General features: G+C 61.1%; 23 protein-coding genes and 1 pseudogene. 16 read left to right on the top strand and 8 right to left on the bottom strand.

Annotated features, from left to right (window positions below):
• Positions 1–34 precede the first annotated feature (34 nt).
• Positions 35–250, bottom strand: coding sequence for a hypothetical protein (locus SAJA_RS14520; RefSeq protein WP_123659392.1), 216 nt, complete (start codon positions 248–250; stop codon positions 35–37).
• A gap of 504 nt (positions 251–754) precedes the next feature.
• Here SAJA_RS14520 and SAJA_RS14525 point away from each other — a divergent pair.
• Both SAJA_RS14525 and SAJA_RS14530 read left to right on the top strand, forming a co-directional pair.
• On the top strand, positions 755–2482 hold the full coding sequence (locus SAJA_RS14525; protein WP_123659393.1) for an ATP-dependent nuclease: 1728 nt from the start codon (positions 755–757) through the stop codon (positions 2480–2482).
• Positions 2469–3887, top strand: coding sequence for a UvrD-helicase domain-containing protein (locus tag SAJA_RS14530; protein ID WP_123659394.1), 1419 nt, complete (start codon positions 2469–2471; stop codon positions 3885–3887). Before SAJA_RS14525 ends, SAJA_RS14530 begins: the two co-directional genes overlap by 14 nt.
• Before the next feature lie 231 nt (positions 3888–4118).
• Here SAJA_RS14530 and SAJA_RS14535 read toward each other — a convergent pair whose 3' ends face one another.
• Entirely contained in the window at positions 4119–4427 is a 309-nt protein-coding gene (locus SAJA_RS14535; RefSeq protein WP_221180271.1) for an RES family NAD+ phosphorylase, read from the bottom strand.
• Positions 4427–4810, bottom strand: a complete 384-nt coding sequence (locus tag SAJA_RS14540; protein ID WP_123659395.1) for an antitoxin Xre/MbcA/ParS toxin-binding domain-containing protein — start codon at positions 4808–4810, stop codon at positions 4427–4429. The genes SAJA_RS14535 and SAJA_RS14540 overlap by 1 nt, the downstream gene beginning before the upstream one ends.
• Positions 4811–5120: 310 nt before the next feature.
• Between SAJA_RS14540 and SAJA_RS14545 the strand changes: the two genes are divergently transcribed.
• The 12 genes from SAJA_RS14545 to SAJA_RS14600 all read left to right on the top strand — a co-directional run bounded on the left by SAJA_RS14545 (position 5121) and on the right by SAJA_RS14600 (position 12245).
• On the top strand, positions 5121–5588 hold the full coding sequence (locus tag SAJA_RS14545) for a hypothetical protein (RefSeq protein ID WP_123659396.1): 468 nt from the start codon (positions 5121–5123) through the stop codon (positions 5586–5588).
• Positions 5589–5679: 91 nt separating this feature from the next.
• Positions 5680–6120, top strand: coding sequence for an antirestriction protein (locus SAJA_RS14550; RefSeq protein ID WP_123659397.1), 441 nt, complete (start codon positions 5680–5682; stop codon positions 6118–6120).
• Positions 6121–6193: 73 nt separating this feature from the next.
• Entirely contained in the window at positions 6194–6679 is a 486-nt protein-coding gene (locus tag SAJA_RS14555; RefSeq protein WP_221180272.1) for a JAB domain-containing protein, read from the top strand.
• A 98-nt stretch (positions 6680–6777) separates the two neighbouring features.
• The gene (locus SAJA_RS14560) at positions 6778–7350 is read left to right on the top strand and encodes a hypothetical protein (RefSeq protein WP_123659399.1); all 573 of its coding nucleotides are present in this window, start codon (positions 6778–6780) and stop codon (positions 7348–7350) included.
• Positions 7351–7451: 101 nt separating this feature from the next.
• Positions 7452–7850 (top strand): hypothetical protein, encoded by a 399-nt coding sequence (locus tag SAJA_RS14565; RefSeq protein ID WP_123659400.1) that lies wholly within the window; start codon positions 7452–7454, stop codon positions 7848–7850.
• 113 nt (positions 7851–7963) lie between these two features.
• Positions 7964–8266: a hypothetical protein gene (locus SAJA_RS14570; RefSeq protein WP_123659401.1), complete on the top strand. Its 303-nt coding sequence runs from the start codon at positions 7964–7966 to the stop codon at positions 8264–8266.
• A 166-nt stretch (positions 8267–8432) separates the two neighbouring features.
• Positions 8433–8948, top strand: a complete 516-nt coding sequence (locus SAJA_RS14575) for a DUF6927 domain-containing protein (RefSeq protein WP_123659402.1) — start codon at positions 8433–8435, stop codon at positions 8946–8948.
• 215 nt (positions 8949–9163) lie between these two features.
• The gene (locus tag SAJA_RS14580) at positions 9164–9766 is read left to right on the top strand and encodes a hypothetical protein (protein WP_123659403.1); all 603 of its coding nucleotides are present in this window, start codon (positions 9164–9166) and stop codon (positions 9764–9766) included.
• A gap of 249 nt (positions 9767–10015) precedes the next feature.
• Positions 10016–10534, top strand: coding sequence for a PH domain-containing protein (locus tag SAJA_RS14585; protein WP_123659404.1), 519 nt, complete (start codon positions 10016–10018; stop codon positions 10532–10534).
• A 166-nt stretch (positions 10535–10700) separates the two neighbouring features.
• A complete protein-coding gene (gene dsbG / locus SAJA_RS14590) occupies positions 10701–11522 on the top strand; it encodes a thiol:disulfide interchange protein DsbG (RefSeq protein WP_123659405.1) in 822 nt (273 codons plus the stop codon).
• 31 nt (positions 11523–11553) lie between these two features.
• Complete coding sequence (locus SAJA_RS14595; RefSeq protein ID WP_123659406.1) at positions 11554–11757, top strand: hypothetical protein; 204 nt, start codon at positions 11554–11556, stop codon at positions 11755–11757.
• Between the two features lie 5 nt (positions 11758–11762).
• Positions 11763–12245: a hypothetical protein gene (locus SAJA_RS14600; RefSeq protein ID WP_123659407.1), complete on the top strand. Its 483-nt coding sequence runs from the start codon at positions 11763–11765 to the stop codon at positions 12243–12245.
• A gap of 383 nt (positions 12246–12628) precedes the next feature.
• Here SAJA_RS14600 and cueR read toward each other — a convergent pair whose 3' ends face one another.
• Genes cueR through SAJA_RS15635 form a run of 3 tightly spaced genes read right to left on the bottom strand, consistent with a single transcriptional unit; the run spans position 12629 to position 14092 of the window.
• Positions 12629–13108: a Cu(I)-responsive transcriptional regulator gene (gene cueR / locus SAJA_RS14605; RefSeq protein WP_123659408.1), complete on the bottom strand. Its 480-nt coding sequence runs from the start codon at positions 13106–13108 to the stop codon at positions 12629–12631.
• A gap of 32 nt (positions 13109–13140) precedes the next feature.
• Positions 13141–13806 carry an NAD(P)H-flavin reductase gene (locus SAJA_RS14610; protein WP_425471672.1) on the bottom strand — a complete coding sequence of 222 codons (666 nt, stop codon included), beginning with the start codon at positions 13804–13806 and terminating at the stop codon, positions 13141–13143.
• Complete coding sequence (locus tag SAJA_RS15635) at positions 13691–14092, bottom strand: 2Fe-2S iron-sulfur cluster-binding protein (protein ID WP_425471673.1); 402 nt, start codon at positions 14090–14092, stop codon at positions 13691–13693. The genes SAJA_RS14610 and SAJA_RS15635 overlap by 116 nt, the downstream gene beginning before the upstream one ends.
• On the opposite strand from SAJA_RS15635, the gene SAJA_RS15640 reads away from it, so the two are divergent.
• Positions 13979–14386: a hypothetical protein gene (locus tag SAJA_RS15640; protein ID WP_221180274.1), complete on the top strand. Its 408-nt coding sequence runs from the start codon at positions 13979–13981 to the stop codon at positions 14384–14386. The genes SAJA_RS15635 and SAJA_RS15640 overlap by 114 nt on opposite strands.
• Before the next feature lie 84 nt (positions 14387–14470).
• Here the strand turns inward: SAJA_RS15640 and SAJA_RS14620 are convergent, their stop codons facing one another.
• Complete coding sequence (locus tag SAJA_RS14620; protein ID WP_123659409.1) at positions 14471–16945, bottom strand: heavy metal translocating P-type ATPase; 2475 nt, start codon at positions 16943–16945, stop codon at positions 14471–14473.
• A gap of 313 nt (positions 16946–17258) precedes the next feature.
• Between SAJA_RS14620 and SAJA_RS14625 the strand changes: the two are divergent.
• Positions 17259–17597: pseudogene (locus tag SAJA_RS14625) on the top strand (DUF1348 family protein); the annotation flags it as partial.
• A 211-nt stretch (positions 17598–17808) separates the two neighbouring features.
• Here SAJA_RS14625 and SAJA_RS14630 read toward each other — a convergent pair.
• Positions 17809–20934 carry an efflux RND transporter permease subunit gene (locus tag SAJA_RS14630; protein WP_006911904.1) on the bottom strand — a complete coding sequence of 1042 codons (3126 nt, stop codon included), beginning with the start codon at positions 20932–20934 and terminating at the stop codon, positions 17809–17811.
• Between the last annotated feature and the right edge of the window lie 3 nt (positions 20935–20937).

Genomic DNA, 20937 nt, shown 5'->3' on the forward strand with positions numbered 1-20937 from the left:
AAGGCCAAGACCGCTTGTCGCTGGGTAGGTGAGCTTAGTCATCGATGACCGCAACCTGTAGCGCCGGCTGACCGCCCCACTGCCAGAACACCAGATTCGTGTAATGACTGCGGGTACCGATCGCCAGGCTCGGCACAAGGACGGCGCCGACACCTTCGAGGCGAAGTTTTTCGGACAACGCCCAGCTTGGCGGCAATTCGCCGATCGCCTGCCGATAGGCCCAATCGCAGGTGACATGGCCCCAGGCCACGCCGGCCTCGTCGCATGCAGCTGGCGTCGAAAGACATATAGGCTGCAACTTCGGCAGATGTTGCGTAATCGCATCTGTGACATAAAAGCTCGGGTCGACAGATTATCGCCCCGCGCCATTGCGCCTATTGAGAACATCCGTTTGTTACTTCCAAACGCTGTGATCAGTGCAGCGTTTGGAAGCATCAGCCGGTGAGTCTGCTCACGGCCCAGGCTGTGTGAAAACTCGAAACGCCGGTATTTCAGGGGGTCCATTTACCTCTACCTGATAGCAGATCGTGGCTTAGACGGGCGCACAGGAGGTCGGTTTTCGACTGGAGCATGATCGACCAGAGTTTTCACACAGCCTGGATCAGAAGCAGACGTTCATGATTGGCAATGGTTCCAACCATGTGCGGCGATCGAGGTGGTATCTTACCCTTGGACGTAGAACTAAAACGCGCTGTCATTCTCTCGCTCTTTGCATGATACGAGAGAGTTCGGCTTTAAATCGTTGGGAGGGGGAATGGCGCGAGTCGCCAGGGTGCAAATTTGCAATTTCCGGTCCATTCGACACTTAGATTGGTTACCTAAACCCGGTTTCAATTGCCTGTTCGGACCGGGCGACAGCGGTAAGTCGGCAGTGCTGGAGGCTATTGCATGGTGTCTGTCGAGCAACGTCACTCGTGCTGCCACCGATGCGGATTTCTACCAGCTCGATACGAGCCAGCCGATCGAGATATCGTTGGTGGTCGCCGATCTGCCGGGCGAGCTCGGCGCCTTAGAGCCCTTCGGTTCTTTTCATTGCGGCTTTAATTCAGAAACCGGCGATATCGAGGACGAGCCGAGCCGTGACCTTGAAACGGCGCTCTCGGTCACCCTCCGAATCGACCAGTCGATGCAAGGTCTCTGGCGTCTGAACTCAAGTCGCATCGATGATGAAAACCATTGTCGTGAAATGGCGTCGCGCATGTTACGTCGGCTTTCGCTGCTTCAGCTGCAAGGTGAAAACGCCTCGGAACTGACCTTCGGACGCGGCTCGGTCTTGTTCAATCTGACCGATGATCGGTTGGAACTGAGCGGCGCACTGGCCGAAGCCGCTCGGGCGGCACGCGATCAATTTGGTGACGCTGCGAATGCGCAGCTTGAAGCCACACTGGATCGTGTCCGGGAGATCGCGAACAATCTGGGTATCGATGCCGCAGCCGACGCAAGCGCGAGCCTAGATGCATCGCAGACAACATTGCGTCCTGGTCACATCGCGTTGCAGGATCGATACAGCGTACCTTTGACGCGCCTCGGCCTCGGCTCCTCACGTCTGCTCATAGCCGGCTTACAGCAGGAGGCTGCCACTGGCGCCGACGTCGGCCTAGTCGATGAACTCGAGTCCGGATTGGAGCCGCACCGGATTGTGCGACTGTTGCAGGCCCTCGGTGCCAAACAGAAGGAGGCCCCGCTCCAGGTCTTTGCAACAACCCATTCGCCAGTCGTCATTCGGGAGTTGAACGCTGGCCAGCTCGTGCGTGTACGGAATAACGACGGGGTGATGACCATGCCTCGCATGGACGCCTCTGACGGCTTGCAAGGTACATTGAGGTCGTACCCGGAAGCGTTCTTGGCGAAATCCGTCATCGTATGCGAGGGGGCTGGCGAGGAGGGCTTGCTGCGTGGCTTGGACCTGTACCGGATAGAGCAGGAGCATCGTTCGTTGACGGCTGTGGGCGCGTCCTTGGTCAATGCGGGTGGCTACAAAAAGATCCTTGGCTGTGCCGAGGCATTCCACGCACTGGGCTACCGGGTCGCGATTCTTCGGGACGACGACAGGCAGCCAGATCCCGATCGGGAAGGTACCTTGACGAATCAGGGCTGTGTGCTGGCGAAGTGGCCACCTGACTATGCGCTTGAGCATGCGCTCTTTCTGGGACTGCCGGCAGAGACCGGCCTCGAACTCGTACGGCGCGCAATCGAACGCTATGGCGAAGAAACGATCGATGCACAAGTCAGCAATAAGCTCCAAAGAGATACGTTCGATTTCGGGCGTGCGCAGCTTATGGGCCAGCTGACCGAGCCAGAGCGCTCCGCCTGTGCCGAGGCCGCCAAATCAAAAGAAAGATCTTGGTTCAAGGATCGCGGCGTCGGCGTTATGGAGGAGATCGCCCGCGAGATTATTGGGCCGGCACAGGACCATAGCGAGGAGTGGTTTCAGGCCGAGATCGATCGGCTGTTCGACTGGGCCTCCTATGCCGGCGATTGACCTGCTCGCAATAGAGCGCGGCCACATCAGCGCGCCAGCGGGATACGGCAAAACCCAACTTATCGCCGACAGCTTGGCTGGTCATAACGCGATGCGACCCGTGTTGGTACTGACCCACACCAACGGTGGGGTCGCTGCACTACGTAAGCGCCTCGCGAAACATGGCGTCTCAAGCGATGCCTATACGCTCAGGACGCTTGATGGATGGGCGCTTCGTTTACTCAGCGCGTATCCTTCACGCGCCGAAATCGACATTCGACACCTGGACGTCACTCGTCCCGGCCAGGACTATCCCGAGATCCAACGTCGTGTGCGAGGTCTAGTAGCCAGCGGCCATATCAAAGACGTGCTCTGTGCCTCGTACAGCCACGTTATTGTTGATGAATATCAGGATTGTTCGCTTGATCAGCACGCGATGATCGTGGGCTGTGCGGAGGTTCTGCCGACCGTCGTGCTCGGCGATCCAATGCAGTCAGTCTTCGGGTTCGCTGGCAGGCGAGTAGATTGGAATGACTTACCGGCCGATTTCCCTGAGCACCATGAGCTCGATACACCGTGGCGCTGGAACAACGCTAAGGCGCCTGAGATCGGCCGCTGGCTCGCGTGCGTCCGACGTGCGCTGATAAATAGAGACCCCATCGACCTGAATGATGTACCGGCGGGGGTGGTGTGGCAACGGCCAGGGCCTTCTCATCAACGAAGAAGAAGTGAAGCGGCTGCGTTAAGACAACTCGCACGCGCCGGAAGCGTGCTTGTGATCGGCCCTAGCGCAGAAGCAAACGCGCGTCACGATTTCGCTCGTCGCAATCCTGGTGTAACTGTTGTCGAGCCAGTGGAACTACGCCGATTGGCGGCGTTCGCGCGTAATTTAAATCTCGATGAGCCCCTCAACATGATCGAGGAATGCGCACGCTTGGCGCGCGACGTTTTGACCGGTTTGACCCGCGCGGACGTTTTCCGGGGACGCATCGAACGAATACACGAGAACGGTCCTGGCCGTTTCCAGCTGACTGAGGCTGACCAGGCGGCACTTGGTCTGATTGCGAGACCATCCTATGCGGCGGCCACCGCCTTATTACAGGCGCTGCGGGCGAGTGCACAGACGCGGTTGTTTCGGCCGACGATCTACAACGCGGCGCTCGGGGCGCTTTCTCGGGCAAGTACAGGCCAGGTCGAAAGCCTGTCCGCGGCTACTCGAGCGGAGCGCGACGTTAGGCGGCATCAAGCGCGTACAGTCGGGAAGATGGCGATCGGCAGCACGCTCTTGCTTAAAGGCTTGGAAGCTGACGGATGCATGATCATGAATGCACACACGTTGGATCGATATGATCTTTACGTAGCACTTACACGCGGCGCAAAGGGGATTTGTATTTGGTCGAATAGCGATACGCTAGAGCCAGCCTAATAAGCGTTCTGGAAGCGCTATATAGCCAGGCGACCAACACCCTAGAGGTCCGCTTTGGGTCCAGGCTTCAGGGGGTCCATTTACCTCTACCTGATAGCAGATCGTGACTTAGACGGGCGCACAGTAGGTTGGTTTTCGACTGGAGTACGATCGACCAGAGTTTTCACACAGCCTGGGTCGATAGCCGACATTCCTACCGCGAGCGATCCGCCACTGCAGAAGAGCCAAAAGCTAGCGGTTGCGGTTCGCTGCGCGCTCGCGCAAAAACGCAACACTTTTGACGCTGCACGCTCGATCCAGCACCGCGGCATGATTGACCTGGTAACTGACGATAGTCAGCGGCTGCAGGCGCATGACCATGCCCTGTGCCGCCTCTGTGATCGCGCCCATGATCGACGTTGCGGTGTACAGCATCGGCGTACCGGGCTTGTTGAAGCGGCCACCGTACAGCGCCGCCCCATGACCGGATGCCGGATCGAACGCCCATTTCGGATCGTGGGCGCGATACACGATCCCTTGAAAGCGGAACAGCGCCGGCACTAGGCGAAGCCGCCAACCGCGATTCTCGACAAATGAGTTTTGACGGCATCGGCCAAGCCTTCGGCCACAAGATCCGATGCGGTCCGCTGGCCGAAGGCCGGTAGCGGCTCACTCCGATACCAGGCGTAGGCCTGCATGTCCGAGCCGGTCCAGTGGCTCACGCGGTTCAGGATCTCAACGACATCCCGCATACGCCGTTGTGTCGGGCCACTGCGCTCACGCTCTCGCTCGCGCGACGAATCCGCCGACAGACCGATGGCCGCGGCCAGTTCGCTTTTGGTGACATGGAGCGTCTGGGCCAAGGCGTTCGAGAGTACGCGATCATTCTGGATGACGCGTTCGTACAAGGGGACCGGCGGTACGATTTCGATTGGGCTCGACATAACGCCCCTCATATCGGACGTTTTATGGTTTAACCAGCATGGCATACCGACAACGCGCGATCAGCCTGCTGGGTGCATTTCCCGGTCTCGCGGATCATTGACAACGTGCGCCGCGCAGCGGCAACCTATTCATACACCCCACCGCTAGGTTTATAGCGGCCCTTGAAGTCTTGCCGGATCGTGTAACAAGGCGCCTTTCTAGGTTCGATCCAAACTTCACCATCAACTGCCGCTCTGCCGGCGGTCCTTTGCCCACCAGGGAAATATCATCCCTGGGGGACCGGTGTTTCCCGCTCTCAGGAGAAACACCATGCGTCGCTTCACGCGCGACGATCGTCAATCGATCCTCGATCGGGTCTATACCCATTTCATCGAAAACCAACAGCCTGCCGGACGTGACAATGGCGGCGCGCGCTGTCTCTATCACGGCGTCGACAAGAACGGGCAGCAGGTGTCCTGCGCGATCGGCATCTTCGATACCGATCATCGGCTCGACCGCGAATCGCTCATCACGCTAGGGGTTCGTCAAATGATCGACGTCGACCCAGACGCGTTGGCTGACGTGTTCGGTAGCGCTGTGTTCAGCGACCTGGATCTCGAGTTCCTAATCGGCGTTCAGGATGAACACGACCTGGCCGTGCGCCATGCCGTGTTGTCGGACCAGGACTTCGACACATTCTTCATTGAGGAATTGGCACACCGGCTTGATCGTTTTGCCGGTGAACAAGATCTCGTTTCGCCGTGTTCACCGAGTGATTTCGGGCCGGCTGAGTTATAGACACTCGCTCATGCGAGCACTTTCTTCCCACCACGGGGCAGTGCCACCCCGTGAGGCGTGGTGTCTGCCCCTTTATCCAAGGAGCATCACCATGACGCTTGAAACCGACGACACCGTGACGGGTCAATCGATTCTCACCACAGCCACTCGCGTGCCCGTGAATCGGCGCATGCAGTTTCTACCGCGGTTTCTCGGCCACGACATGCGGGCCGGCGAAGCCCTGGTTTATGACTGGATGCAGGCACTGGCCCCAGATTACGACGGCGGCTACTGGGAGTTTTACGAATTGAGCAATGGCGGCTTTTACATGGCGCCCGAGCTCGGTTGTGAAACGATCCGAATCCGCTGCCCCGGCAATTTCTACGACGCCACCATGTCGCCCGATGCCGCCGGTATCGTCGCGACGCTTTATGCGCTCAATGCGTTGGTCTGGAAGACACGCAAGGCGGAACTCAGGGACCTGTTCGACCGGCTTCGTGATTACGCCGGCGACCATGCCGAAGGGCCGAAGATCTTCGCGGCCATCGACTGAATTGGACCGACCAAGACACGCTTTTAAGCGCGTCATTTCCCACTGCGGGGCATATCACCCCGCAAGGCGTGGTGTGCCCTTTTTTTCAAGGAGTATCACCATGCTTTTAACACTATCCGACGACGACGCGATGATCGTTCGCCAGGCGAGCGAGATCATGAAACGCCACTTGGTCTCAGGTCGGACCGTACTGAGCAGCCCGATGGAGACTCGGGAGTATCTGCAGCTTCAGATCGCACACCTCGAGCACGAGGTCTTTGGCGTGATCTTCGTCACTAATCGCAATCAGATTATTGACGATCGAATCATGTTTCGCGGGACGATCGACGGCGCGGCCGTCTATCCGCGCGAGATCGCCAAGGAGGCTTTGCGGCTCAACGCGTCCGGTCTGGTGCTTTATCACAATCATCCGAGCGGTGTATCCGAGCCTTCCCGGGCCGATCGCGACATCACGGAGCGGATCACCCAGGCGATCGGATTGTTCGATATGCGCGTTCTGGATCATCTGATCGTGGCAAGCGATCACGCGACCTCGATGGCCGAACGCGGTCTCATTTGACGTTCACGACCCGGGCCTCGCCCTGGTCTTTCTTTCCACCCCATCGGGGCATGCCGCCCCAATGGGGTGGCGTGTGCCCGATTCATTCGGAGTACACCATGCAGACACAAGCACAGATCTATCGCTCTGCTCGTCATCAGCATCCGGCCCTGCCGGCGCTATCAGCCTGGCAGCACGCCGGTCAGAAGCTGGAAGTCGATCGCTGGATCGCCCGCGTCGGCTTCGCGTGGAACGACGCGATCGCGCCGCGCTATGCGCGGTGGCGTGAGGCCGGATTCGATATCGAAGCCTGTCTCGAGACCGATGAACACGGCTGGGATCTGGTCGGGGTCGATACGATCGGCGAATTTCAAAATCGCTGGGTACCCGGCGCGATCGCACACGATCGATTCAACCATCGCGTGCTCGACTGGTTCGTGCCGGCCAATGCCAGCCATCCGGAATACGGTCAGGCTCAGTACCAACGGGCCTGCGCCTATGGCCGCGATTGGGCGTATCGGGTTTTGACGGTCAAGGCCATCCGAGCCGATGTCGAGCTCGGCGTGGCCGTGCTCGGCGGTATCGAATCGGATAGCGACGAGGATTTCGTGACCGAGTCGGTGTTCGACCTCACGGCCGAGGCTATCCAGACGGCTGGCCTCAAACTCCGCGAGCTCTGCGGCGAATGCTGACAAGCTCGTTCGCTGCCGGTTTTACCTGAGCCCGGCTTTCACCCATCGGGGATCCACCATCCCCGAGGGCTTGGTGTTTCCCGTTTTATTGGAGAACCACCATGAAATACGTCGTGGGCTATTCACTGCCCTACTTCCACCACGTCCAGGTCGGCATCGAGGCCGACTCCCCGGATCATGCGATCGAGCGTGCTCAGGCATTATTCGATACGAGCGAGATCTGGGATGACACGCCGGAGCATCCCTTGCTTCGGGATGATTTCGACGAAGACGTCGACGCCGGAGCCGCTCTCGTGTTCGGGATCGAGGACACGTTCTCGATTGAGCATGACTTTCCGGTCCCGGATAGCAGCGTTAAACGGCTTCGATCCGACGCCAAGGCACGGGCTGCGGCCCGCGCACTTGTGGCCGCATACCAGCACGGCGAGGCCAACGGCGGTTCGATCGATTGGTCAGATCTCGATGCGGCCTATGAGCTCGCCCTGGCCAGCCAGGGCTGATCGACCTTACCGGTCGATCTGACAATCCGCGCCCAGTCACGGGCGTTCATCCACCCGCAGGGGAACATCACCCTGGCGGGGTCTGGTGTTCCTCTTTTCACAGGAGCAACACCATGAAAACGACATCGACCCAGTCCGCCGGTCATTCCGGGGCAAACTGCGACACCACGCCGCCGACGCTGGCCATCGTCATGGAAGGTGGCCTGGTGCAAGCGGTGGTGACCGATCGTCCAGAGGCCATCCGTGTGAACGTTCGGATCATCGACTACGACACCGACGGTGCCTCTGACGATGAGCTTTCAGAGGTGCCGCAAGGCGACGGCTCGTTCTGCGATGCCGTCGTCGATCATCGAGACCTGACCGAGGCGGCTATCGACCTCCATCACATCGTCGACAAGACCGATTCGGATCCATAAGCGGCGTCGATCATTCGTACTGACGTCATGCGGGGCCGGCCGCACTGCGGCCGTGCCGAGCTCAACACAAACGTCCGCTGACGCGGACCTCTCATCATCCACCCGCCGGGGAACACCACGTCCCTGGCGGGCGCCGGTGTTCCCCTTTTTTCACAGGAGCAACACCATGGGATGGTTAATCACACAAGGCCAGACGAAGGCCGAACTCATTGAACACCTCACCGAAGGTGACGCCAACCTCCGCACGCATCGGAAATGCGTGCGGGGCAACGTACTCTGGACCATTCAGGAAAACCTGAAATACCCAGGGTTGGGTCGATTCATCGTGGCGTATCTGATGGTTCACGATCCGGGCTACGGCTGGGGCTACAAGCCCGTCGAGGAATCGATGGGCCCGGCCGAGCTCTCGTGTCCGGCGTCGTATCTCGACGAAGTACCCGTGCCCGATAGCGAGTTCGCCGCGCCCTGGCGAGAGCGTGTTCGTCGACGTCATGCCGACAAACAACGCCTCAAGCGCACGGTGGCCGCGGCCTCGGTCGGCGACCAGGTCACGCTAACCGAAGGCTGTGTGCCGCACACGGTGACGCTGACCTCCAAGAAGCCGCTGATCGGCCGGGCCGACGACGGCTCGCATTGGCGGATTCCCCGTCGGTGCATCACATCGATCGAGCCCGCGGCCTGACCGCGAACCGAGGCCCCTTTCGAGGGGCCTTTTCTTTGGTCGGTTTCCTCACATCATCTGTGGATAGGTCGCCCTTCGAGGCCCGCAACCGCCGGTCGGGCAACGCTCCGCTGGGTCATGACGGGTTTTTGATCAGTCGACCACCGAACCCCAAAAGAAATTCCGGTACGGCGCCGCGGAATTGTCTATTGTCGAGGCCGGCCCGGTCGCCCACCTTGGCCGTGTTATTCACGATAGCACGACCCCATGCGACTTCCCGATCCGATCCGACGCCGTCTGCTGACCTGGGCTCGAGACTGGCACTGCGAGGCCCGGTCCAGCGATTTTTTGATCGAAAACGCCCACGGACCCTATCTGGCGCGCTGGTACGTGATTCGCCAGGGCAACGCTGGCTCGATCTGTCACCCGAAGTCCGCCGCCGTGAACTCGCCGGCGAGAATCCCCGCGTCGACGGCGGCAAGCGCAACGTGTTTGTGCATCAGTTTTTGTCCAGTGACGACGATCGGGCCCTGCACGATCACCCGTGGCCCTGGATGACCCTCATTCTCGAGGGTGAATACCTCGAACATCTGCCGGCCGACGCATCGAAACCATCCGGCGAGACGATCGTCCACCGGCGCCGCGCCGGCGACATCGTGATACGCCGCAATGCCTCGCGGCCCCACCGCATCGAATTACTGGAACAACGGCCGGCCACCACCCTGTTCGTGACCGGCCGCAAACGGCGTGAGTGGGGATTTCACCGTGCCCGCGGCTGGCGTCATTGGCGGGAGTTCACGGCAGCGAACGGCCGCGGCGGCTCGCGCGGCTGTGAGTAACCCTGTCGATACCGGACTGATCCATGCACGGCCCTATCGATCCCAGCACATTAAAACCAACGCGAGATTCCTTGTTCACCCGGTAATCCCCAAGTCGTTGCATTCGCTGGCCCCAAAGCCGATCAGCAGCCGCTGACCCAGTCGCATGGATCTCTGCCAAAAAATTCCGCGCACGCACCGCGGAATTAATTATTGCCGCTGCCGCGCGGCTTGGTCAGATTGGGCTCGGCATTTCCACTGGCACAGCTGATGAACGATTCAACCGACGATGGCACCCATATTCCGGACGGCAGCAAAGCGGCGCCTGGCACAGTCGAGGATGAGCAGATCATCTGGTCGACCGGGCCGGGCCAGATCGTCAATTTTCACATCTATATCATCGCCTCGATCGCGGCGGCGATTCCCGGTGTACTGGCGCCCTGGCCCTGGGTGGCCCTGGCCATCGTGCCCGTGGTGATCGCCGGCGTTTACGCCTGGTCGGTTCAGGCCATCCGTTATGAGCTTACCCATGAGCGTCTGCGTCAATCGTGGGGAGTCCTGACCCGTCGCGGTGAGGAAATCGAGCTCTATCGTGTCGAAGACACGAGTCCTACGGCGCCGCTACTGTATCGCTTGAACGGTCGCGGCAACGTCGACGTTCTGTCCACCGATCGCTCCGCGGCCACGCTGACGCTGCGTGCGATCAAGGACCACGAGAGCATCCGCAACACGATCCGGGAACGCGTCGAAGCCATGCGTCGCGCCAAGGGCGTGCGCCTGGTCGAATAGCGCGACATGAATTTATCCGACCACACCGCCTTGTGCGAGGTCGCCGTATGCGAGACCAGGTCATTATGTTGATGCTGCGGAACCGCCATCCGGATCTGCATGAACAGATCCTTTCATCCATCGAGGCTCCTGCCCCAAGAGAGCCCGTACACCACGAAGGGTCACCATGAAACGTCATCATATCGGCCGCGTGTCGCGCGGCCGTGCATTCCTGTGTTTTCTCGCCGTTGCCGGAGCAACGCTGTCAGCGGCGCCGGCGTTTTCGTCGCAGGATACGACCAACGCGCCGGCCGACTACCCGAAAGTGCTCCGCGAGATGGTCGATGCCGGCAAGATGCAGGTGGTGAAAGCATTTCCCACCGACAAGGACGGCGTGACAGGCTATCTGGTAAAGCACGGCGGCTACCAGACTGTCGTCTATAGCGAAGACGGCTATCTCATGCTGGGGCCGCTCTACGGCCCTCAGGGACACAACCTGTCGTCGAAGTACGCTCAGAAGTACAAGCCGAAACCCAACGTCGGTGAGGTGATTCAGTCACTCGATGCGGGCCGCATGGTGACCGAGGGGCCGAAAAACGCCCCGAGATTGTATGTCTTCGCGGATCCTAACTGCATTTATTGCCACAAGCTCTATGAGCAGACAAAGCCGCTGGTGAAGGCCGGCAACCTGCGCGTGCACTGGATTATGGTCGGTGTGCTGGGGCCCAGCAGTGTCGGCCGCGCGGCCACGATACTCGCGGCTGACGATCCAGCGGCCGCGCTGGCGAGAAATGAGGCGAAATTCAACACGGCACAGGAACAAGGCGGTGTCTCACCGAGCAAACCGAATTCGACGCAAGATGACGTGCTCGAGCAGAATCGCCAGGCGATGTTCTCGCTTGGTAGTCAGGGCACGCCGACTGTCGTGTTTACCGACGACAACAGTAATCTGCAGTCCCGCCAGGGCATACCGCCCAGCGGCTGGCTTTCGCACTACGCCCAGGATTAAGCTGGCTCAGACGAGAAGCTCGAGGCCGATCATGATGAAAATCGATGCGCCCTGCCCCGAATGCGGTGAAAATCCGGTCGATCAACTGGATCTGATCGACGGCCAAATCTGGATCTGTCCAGGCTGCGGCTATCAAGAAATCACGGCCGGCGTGGATATCGAGGCCCAGCTGGACGTTCTGGCGGATCAGGATCCGGAGCTCGCCGCCGGCTGGCGCGAAGCGCTGGGTATCTGAGCCCGATGCGTGATAGCTCGGCGAACACCGCGCGAAACCAGCCACTGGTGTCCCGTTGGCTATTTCGTCGTAATGTTATCGTCGTGTTGCTTGTACTCGCCCTGCTCGGCATCGCGCCCTGGATTCAGGCGCTCTATGCCAGCTGGGTCGGCGTCGGCATGATCGCCCTGGTCCACGCCGAAGTCGAGCCGGAAACCCCGCAACGCTTCACCGCCAATCTCAAGCGCTTTCTCCGCAGTCAGGTGTGGCCGGCTCTACATGCCCAGGGATCGCTTGAGATGGTCGATGAACGGAGTCCGTCGTTGGACGGCAGAGGGCAGAATACGATGCCTGCTACAAGTTCTGCCGGCGTCAGCGTCCGGATCTGCTCGATACCCTGCTCGCCGGCGCGGATCACCTGGGCGCGATCGCATTCGAGCTCGAGCGCTGGCAGCTCGATGCGCTGCTCGACTGGAAGCTTCCCGACGCCTACGCGCTGGTCGAGCTGACCGTTACGCCGTTTGCCGATCTTGCCACCACGGCCAGCGCCTGTTCGTACATCAAGGCGCCGCAGCGTAATGCTGATCGATCCGCGTTATAAACAGCGAGATATCCAGCAGCTGCTGCCAGCGTGGTGGCCGTCAGACGGTTGAACACAGAACCAGAGCATATCTAGATCCTTCTTTGAAGCGTCCGCATTAACGGGTGAGAACCCCCTCGCCGATGGCGCAGCCGCTCAAGCAATGCACGGTTGCACTGAGTGCGGTTCGGTTCAAAGAGCTGCTGTCGATATGCGTGTGGTGCGATGTCGAATTCATAGGTAGCTCACGGTCCGGTATTCGGTAGCAAATCTTTTGTCGCCAAGTGCCTATCCCAGCAATTGATGTTGTGCTTAGGGGCTCGTGTTCACGCCCGGTCGACGGGCTCCTGCGGGTGCACGCACGCGCCGGCGGCTGGTTTTTCGCGGCGGCTCGGGCGGCTGCTGTCCCTCGGACAGGCCCTCGATGATGGGACAGTCCGGCCGGTGATCGCCGCGACAATGCTCAGCCAGATGCTGCAACGTCTCCCGCATCGTATCCAGCGCTTCGATCTTGTCTTCGAGTTCGGCAACGTGCGCCAGGGCTAAGGACTTGACGTTGGCACTGCTACGACTGCGGTCGCGCCAGAGCGACAGCAGCTCGTGCATCTGCTTGACGGAAAAACCCAGGCTTCGTGCCCGCTGTATAAACTTCAAGATGTTGAGGTCGGCGTCCGTATAGGCCCGATAGCCGGATTCGGTGCGGCCCACGGGCGGGATCAGGTCCACCCACTCATAGTAGCGGATCATCTTCGCGGAGATGTCGGATGCTTCGGCGGCTTGTCCTATGTTCATGATCGCCTCCTGTCTCGCTAGGGCGCGTGCGGTCAGGCTTCCGCCGCCGCACCGGTTTCCGGGGTAAAAAACACGTCGGCGTGCAAGTCGTTGGCCCCCAGACCGCGTTGGGTCAGCGTCTCCTGCGCCGCGTCGACCATGGCCGGCGGCCCGGCGACGTAGGCTTTCCAGCCGTCGAGATCGCCTAGATCCTGGCCGACGGCGTCGGTGACCCAGCCAGTGCGCCACGCGCCGGTCGCTGTCGCTTCGGACAGCACGGGCGTGAAGGCCACGTTAGCATGGCGTTCGGCCAAAGCTTCGAAGCGCGCATCAAGGTACAGATCGCGCGGTGCGCGAACGCCGTGATAGATGTGGATGGGCTGTCGCAGCCCACGGGCGAGCGCGGTTTCCACGATCGACTTGATGGGCGCGAGCCCCGAGCCGCCGGCGATCGCCACGATCGGGCCGGCATGTTTTTCGCGCAGAAATGACGCGCCATAAGGTCCCTCGACCCTAACTTCGTCGCCCGGCGCCAGCGCAGTCGCCACGCGCCCACTAGCCGCACCGCCGGCAATCTGGCGCACATGAAACTCCAGTTCATCGCTATCGGCGGGATTGGCCATCGAGTAATCGCGGGTGGGCGCTCCGGGAAACGTGGCCTGTGCATACTGCCCGGCCGAATAATCCATAGGTGGACCCTCGATAACGTGGAGAACCACGCGCTTGATGTCGCGGGTTGCGTCTTCCAGCCGGGCAACTCGGCATCGCAGAGTTCGACGCGGATGGTCGGCGGTTTCGGTATCGCCGCCCAGCCAGGCCACGCAGGCGTCGGTCTGTGGCAGCGCCCGGCCGGCCAGAAGCCCGCTCGTCCGGCGACAGAGCGAACTCGGTATGCTCGCGCTGCTCGACGTCGCCCGACACCAGCCGGGACTTGCAGGCGCCGCACCGACCGGAGCGACAGCCGTGCGGATAATTGATGCCGGCGCCGAGTGCGATCTGCAGAATGGTCTGGCCCGACGGGACCGCGATCGCGGTATCGGTCGAGCGGATGGTGACGTTTTTCGACATGACGGATGCTCCTCTGCCTCGCTGTGCGATTCGCGCCGTGAAGTCCAACGCCTCGGCGAGGCGCGGCCGCTGATCCAAGAAGGCGCCGTAGAAGAATCGAGTCCCGACGACCGTGATCGGCGCGACCCGGACCCCGTAGCGGGCCATAGCTTCTTCTGCCACGCCGGGCTGGCGCAGGTCGCGCTCGACATACGCGATGTCTCGCTCTGCGAACACGCTTTCAGAGCGTGACAGTCGGGACCGTGTAGGCGGTCACGGCCAGTGACGATCCAATGGATGGACGGGCAAAACGGATACCTCCTTATCCTGTCGCGGCTATCGGCTCGCCACGGCCGTGGTGGCGGGACTTTGCGATGCCGGGACTTCCTCGAAGCCCATGGGCGGCGCAAACCGACGCAGGCGCAGTGCGTTGCCGAGCACGAAGATGCTGGACAAGGCCATCGCAGCCGCCGCAAAAATCGGCGACATCAATACCCCATACGCCGGGTACAGCACGCCGGCGGCGACCGGGATCAGCGCGGCGTTGTACGCGAAAGCCCAGAACAGGTTCTGCTTGATGTTGGTGATCGTCGCGCGCGACAGACCGATGGCGTTGGGCACGTTGCGCAGGTCGCCGGACATGAGCACCACGTCGGCGCTTTCGATGGCGACGTCAGTGCCAGTGCCGATCGCCAGGCCGACATCGGCCTCGGCCAGCGCCGGCGCGTCGTTGATGCCATCGCCGACGAACGCCAGCTTGCGGTCGTTCCCCCGCAGGCGCTTGACCGCTTCGACCTTGCCGTCCGGCAGAACCTCGGCGATCACCTCGTCGATACCCAACCGCCGGGCGATGGCGTTGGCGGTGCGCTGGTTGTCGCCGGTGATCATGGCCACGCGCAGCCCCAGACCGTGCAAGGCCTCGATGGCGCCGGGTGTCGATTCCTTGATCGGATCGGCGACTGCGATGATCGCGGCCAGACGGCCGTCGATCGCGGCGTAGAGCGGCGTCTTGCCCTCGTCGGCCAGGCGGCTCGCGGTCTCCGCGAACGCGGTCACGTCCAGAGCCATCTGGCGCATGAAGCGGTCCGCGCCGATCGCGACGGCGCGCTCATCGACGGTGGCGGATACGCCGTAGCCGGGTGTGGCCTCGAAGTCCGCGGCCTTGATGAGCTTAACGCCCGACGCACGCGCGGCCTCCACGATCGCCTCGGCGACCGGGTGCTCCGAATGGGCCTCCACGGCGGCAACGGTTTGCAGCACGTCGTCACGTTCGAAACCGTCGGCGGTGACCAGATCGGTGAGCTCCGGGCGCCCCTTGGTCAGGGTTCCGGTCTTATCCAAAGCGATGGTGTCGATACCGCGCAGGCTTTGTAGCGCCTCGCCCTTGCGAAACAGCACGCCCATTTCCGCGGCCCGGCCGGTACCGACCATGATTGAGGTCGGCGTGGCCAGCCCCATGGCACAGGGGCAGGCGATGATCAGCACGGCGACCGCGTTCACCAGGGCGAACGTCAATGCGGGCGTGGGACCGAATAGCAGCCAGATCCCGAAGGTCAACGCTGCGGCCGCGAGCACCACCGGCACGAAGACGCCGGTCACGCGATCGACCAGCGCCTGGATCGGCAACTTGGCACCCTGCGCGGCTTCGACCATGCGGATGATCTGGGCCAGCATGGTATCGCCGCCGACCTTGGTAGCGGTAAACGAGAAACTGCCGGTCTTGTTGAGCGTGCCGCCCACGACTTCGGCGCCCGCACTCTTTTGAACCGGCACCGGCTCGCCGGTGATCATGGACTCGTCGACGTAGGACGTTCCCTCGGCCACCTCGCCGTCCACCGGCACCTTTTCACCGGGGCGGACCTGCACGATATCGCCGACCTGCACGTCTTCGAGCGCCACTTCCACGGGCTCGCCGTCACGGATCACCCGGGCCGTCTTGGCCCGCAGCGTCATCAGACGCTTGATGGCCTCGCTGGTACGCCCCTTGCTCAGCGCCTCCATGTAACGCCCGATCAGGATCAGCGTCACGATCATGGCCGAGGCTTCATAGTAGACGTTGACGGTGCCCTCGGGCAGCACGCTGGGCAGAAAGGTCGCCACCAGCGAATAACCGTAGGCCGCACTCGTGCCCAGCATGACCAGCGAGTTCATGTCGGGGCCGCCGCGCATCAAGGCCGGCCAGCCCTTCTTGTAGAAGCGTAGACCCGGCCCGAACTGTACGAAACTGGCGAGCACGAAGAACAGATAGAACAGGTTCTGCTGACCGAGCGTTGCCATCAGTCCGTCGTGCAGGCTCGTGAATATGTGGCTACCCATCTCGAGCACAAAGATCGGCAACGTCGCCGCGCCCGCGAACAGGATGCTGCGCTTGAGCGCGCCGATCTCCTCGGCCCGCGCCTGAGCTTGCTGATCGCCGCTGTCGTTGTCCGCTACCGTGCGGGCCGCATAGCCAGCGTCACTGACTGCAGTTTCCAGCGCCTTGGCGTCGACCATGCCGGCGACGTGGCGCACCTGCGCCTTTTCAGTGGCCAGATTCACGTGGGCTTCCAGCACACCGGGCACGGCCGCCAGGGCTTTCTCGATACGGCCGACGCAGGACGCGCAGCTCATACCTTCAACGGCCAACTCGATCGTCTCCTCGACGATCGAATAACCGGCTTGCTGAATCGCGGTCTGGACCGCGGCCGTGTCGGGCGCGGATGAAAACGTGACCTCGGCCCGTTCGGTGGCCAGGTTCACATTCGCCGACTCGACCCGATCGACGGCGCGCAGGGCTTTTTCCACGCGGCCGACGCAGGATGCACAGCTCATGCCAGCGATACCGACACGTAGGGTCTGCCCCACCGGATGCGAGCCCGATGGATCGTTTGATAGTAGAGGTTCTACAGAAGCCATGACGGTTTCTCCGGTGCGTTGGGTGCCATGGCGACGGAGTATCAACGTTGCCACGATGGGAAGGTCAAGCGGTTATTTTCGTCCGGTCCGGTCATTCGTTCCAATCGTCGGTAGGACACTTTTCAGGCCTTAACCTTCCGAGCGTGGCAAGGCCCGATGTCTGCACAACGTCAATTTATCGCTCATGTCGAGGCGATCGATGAGGCGATCTTTCAAAGGAGGCCACCCGATGGCACAAAAGCCCCCGCTCCCGCCGTTCACGCTGGAGTCCGCTCGGCGCAAGGTCCGAATGGCCGAAGACGCCTGGAATACGCGCGATCCGGAGAAGGTCTCGCTGGCCTATGCCCCGGAAAGCATCTGGCGCAATCGCTCGAACTTCATCGAAGGCCGGGACGCCATCGTTCGGTTCTTGGCGCAGAAGTGGCAGCGAGAGCTGGATTATCGCCTGATCAAGGAATTATGGGCGTACCACGAGCGCCGCATCACTGTGCGCTTCCAATATGAATGCCACGACACCGCCGGCCAGTGGTTTCGCTGCTACGGCAACGAGCAGTGGGCGACGACAGAGACATCGGGGTTCTATGCCCTTTAGGAGGTCTAGCTTCTAAGGGACGGATGTCTACGGACGTATATACGCAGAGTGCGGCGACGGCAGGCCATGCCTCCGCCGCACAGCGTTACTACATTCGTTCCAACGCTTTTCTAATAGTCTAGCGTGAGGCGAATCGAATACTTAACTCATGATGATTGTCACCAGAACATTACGCATACATCACTAATCATTTTTGGGAAGCAGAAATAGCCTCTTGGCCATGCACCAGACGATACAAGGCCGGCAGAACCAGCAATGTCAGTAGCGTCGACGACACAATTCCGCCAATGACCACGGTAGCCAGTGGACGTTGGACTTCGGCGCCTGTACCGACGTTCAGGGCCATAGGGACGAATCCTACGCTGGCCACCAATGCGGTCATGAGCACTGGCCGCAGGCGCGTGAGTGCGCCCTCAGTGATCGCGCTGTCTAATGCGTGGCCGTCATGCCGCAGGCTGCGGATGAATGACACCATGACTAGGCCATTCAACACAGCAATGCCGGACAACGCGATAAAGCCCACGCCGGCCGAGATCGATAAGGGCATGCCGCGCAGCCACAACAGCAGGACCCCGCCGGTCAACGCCAACGGTACGCCACTGAAGATGATCAAGGCGTCCTTGAGCGAACCGAAAGCCATCAGCAGCAATGCGAGGATCAATACGAGAGTGACGGGCACGACAATAGTCAGCCGCTGGCTCGCGGATTCCAGCTGCTCGAAGGTGCCGCCATATTCCACCCAGTAGCCGGTTGGCAGATCGACATCTTGCGCTACTTTACGACGAGCCTCTGCCACAAACGAGCCCAAGTCACGGCCACGCATATTGGCCGTCACCACCACCCGGCGTTTACCGTTTTCGCGGCTGATCTGATTGGGCTGGGGCGCGCGTTCGATGTCGGCCACTTCCGCCAGAGGGACATAGCCGCCATCGGGTAGCGGCACCGGCAGCGTCTGCCATGCATCGGGGCGCTGCCGCAACGATTCCGGAAGACGAACCATGACGGCAAAGCGCCGATCGCCGTCGTAAATCAGGCCCGCCTGCTGCCCGCCAACGCCGGCCGCAACCAATTCCTGAATATCAGACACGTTGAGGCCGTAGCGGGCCAGTGCGGTTCGATCCGGCTCGACCGATAAGACCGGTAGGCCAGTAATCTGTTCGACAGCGATATCTTGTGCGCCTTCAATATCGCTTAACACGCCACGAACCTCGTTCGCGCTTTGCAGCAAGATATCGAGATCGTCTCCAAATACCTTCACCGCCAGGTCCGCGCGTACGCCGGACAGCAGCTCGTTGAAGCGCATCTCGATCGGCTGGGTGAACTCGTATTTGTTACCGGGCAGTTCAGATACCGCAGCAACGATTTCGTCCACCAGTTCCGCCTTGGGTTTATCCGGGTTCGGCCATTCTTCACGGGGCTTCATGATCACGAAGTTGTCGGCCACGGCGGGCGCCACGGCATCGGTCGCGATCTCGGGTGTACCGACCTTGGCGAAGACCAGTTTGACTTCCGGAAATTCGCGCAGCCGATCCTCGAGTTCTTCCTGCATGGTCAGTGCCTGCTCGAGGCCGGTCCCCGGGATACGCAACGCATGCAACGCGATATCGCCTTCGTTGAGCTGGGGCACGAATTCACTGCCCATAGTCGTGGCGAGCCAGGCCGCGCCGGCCACGAGCACGATCGCCACCGCCATCAATGGCCAACGCAGCAGCATGGCACCGCGCAGTAGCGGAGCATAGCCTGCCTTCGCCGCCCGCATGAGCCAGTTTTCATGCTCCGACACGCGGCCGTTCATGGTCAGCGCGATGGCGGCGGGCACGAAAGTCAGCGACAGCACCATGGCCGCCATCAACGCCATGACAACGGTCGCCGCCATCGGGTGAAACATCTTGCCCTCGACGCCGGTCAAGGTGAAGATCGGAATATAGACGGCGGTGATGATCCCCACACCAAACAGGCTGGGCCGGATCACTTCCTTGGCAGCATTGTAGGTCACCGCCAGACGTTCGTCGCGGGGCAGGACACGGCCATGTATGCGTTGCGCCTCGGCTAGACGCCGGACCGCGTTTTCGACCACAATGACAGCGCCATCCACGATCAAGCCGAAATCGAGCGCGCCCAGACTCATCAAATTGGCGGACACGCCAGTGCGGACCATGCCGGTGATCGTCGCGAGCATCGCCAGCGGAATCACCGCCGCCGTGATCAAAGCGGCCCGGACATTGCCCAGCAGCAGGAACAGGATCGCGATCACCAGCAGCGCGCCTTCGAGCAGGTTCTTGCGAACCGTAGCTACAGCTTTGTCGACCAGTGTGGTGCGATTGTAGACCGCTTCCGCGTTGACGCCATCCGGCAACGACGCCTGTATTTCCTTCAGACGCTCGGCCGTGGCCGCGGCCACCTCCCGCGAATTCTCGCCCACCAGCATGAACGCGGTCCCAAGCACCGTTTCGCGTCCGTCACGCGTCGCCGCGCCGGTACGCAACTGCTTGCCAATGGCGACGTCGGCGACGTCGGCGACGTGCACTGGAGCACCACTACGCTGGGCCAGTACGATCTGTTCCAGTCCGCTGATCGCCTTGACCTGCCCGGGTGAGCGTACCAGAAGCCGTCGACCGTTCTCTTCGATATACCCTGCGCCGACATTACTGTTGTTGCGTCGCAGTGCCTCGACTACGTCGTCGAATGTCAGGTCGTAAGCCAGCAGCTTCGCCGGATCCGGGGTGACATGAAACTGTTTTTCATAGCCACCGATCGTATTGACTTCGGTAATACCCGGGACCTGGACAAGCTGCGGACGGATGATCCAGTCCTGCACCGTACGCAATGCCATCGCATCATAAGGACTACCGTCGGGCTGCGTCGCACCCGGTTCGGCGGTCACCGTATACATGAAGATTTCGCCCAGACCGGTTGCGATCGGCCCCATCTCGGGTTCCAACTCGGGCGGCAGTTGGCTCTTGATTTGCGCCAGCCGCTCGTTGATTCGGTTGCGCGCCGCGTACAGGTCCGCACCGTCTTCGAAAACAGCCGTGACCTGTGACAGGCCATAGCGCGAAATCGAACGCGTATAGGCCAGCTTGGGCAACCCGGCGAGCGCGGTTTCCACCACGAAGGTGATGCGCTGTTCCGCCTCGAGCGGCGAATAGCCCGGCGCTTGGGTGTTCACCTGAACCTGTACGTTGGTGATGTCCGGCACCGCATCGATCGGCAGCCGCTGATAATTCCATACACCGAGGGCGGCCACGGCCAGTACCAAAAACAGCACCAACCAACGGCGTTCCACCGCGAATTTGAGAATCCCATCAATCATCGG

Source organism: Salinisphaera japonica YTM-1 (genome assembly GCF_003788585.1).
GTDB classification, from domain to species: Bacteria; Pseudomonadota; Gammaproteobacteria; order Nevskiales; family Salinisphaeraceae; genus Salinisphaera; species Salinisphaera japonica.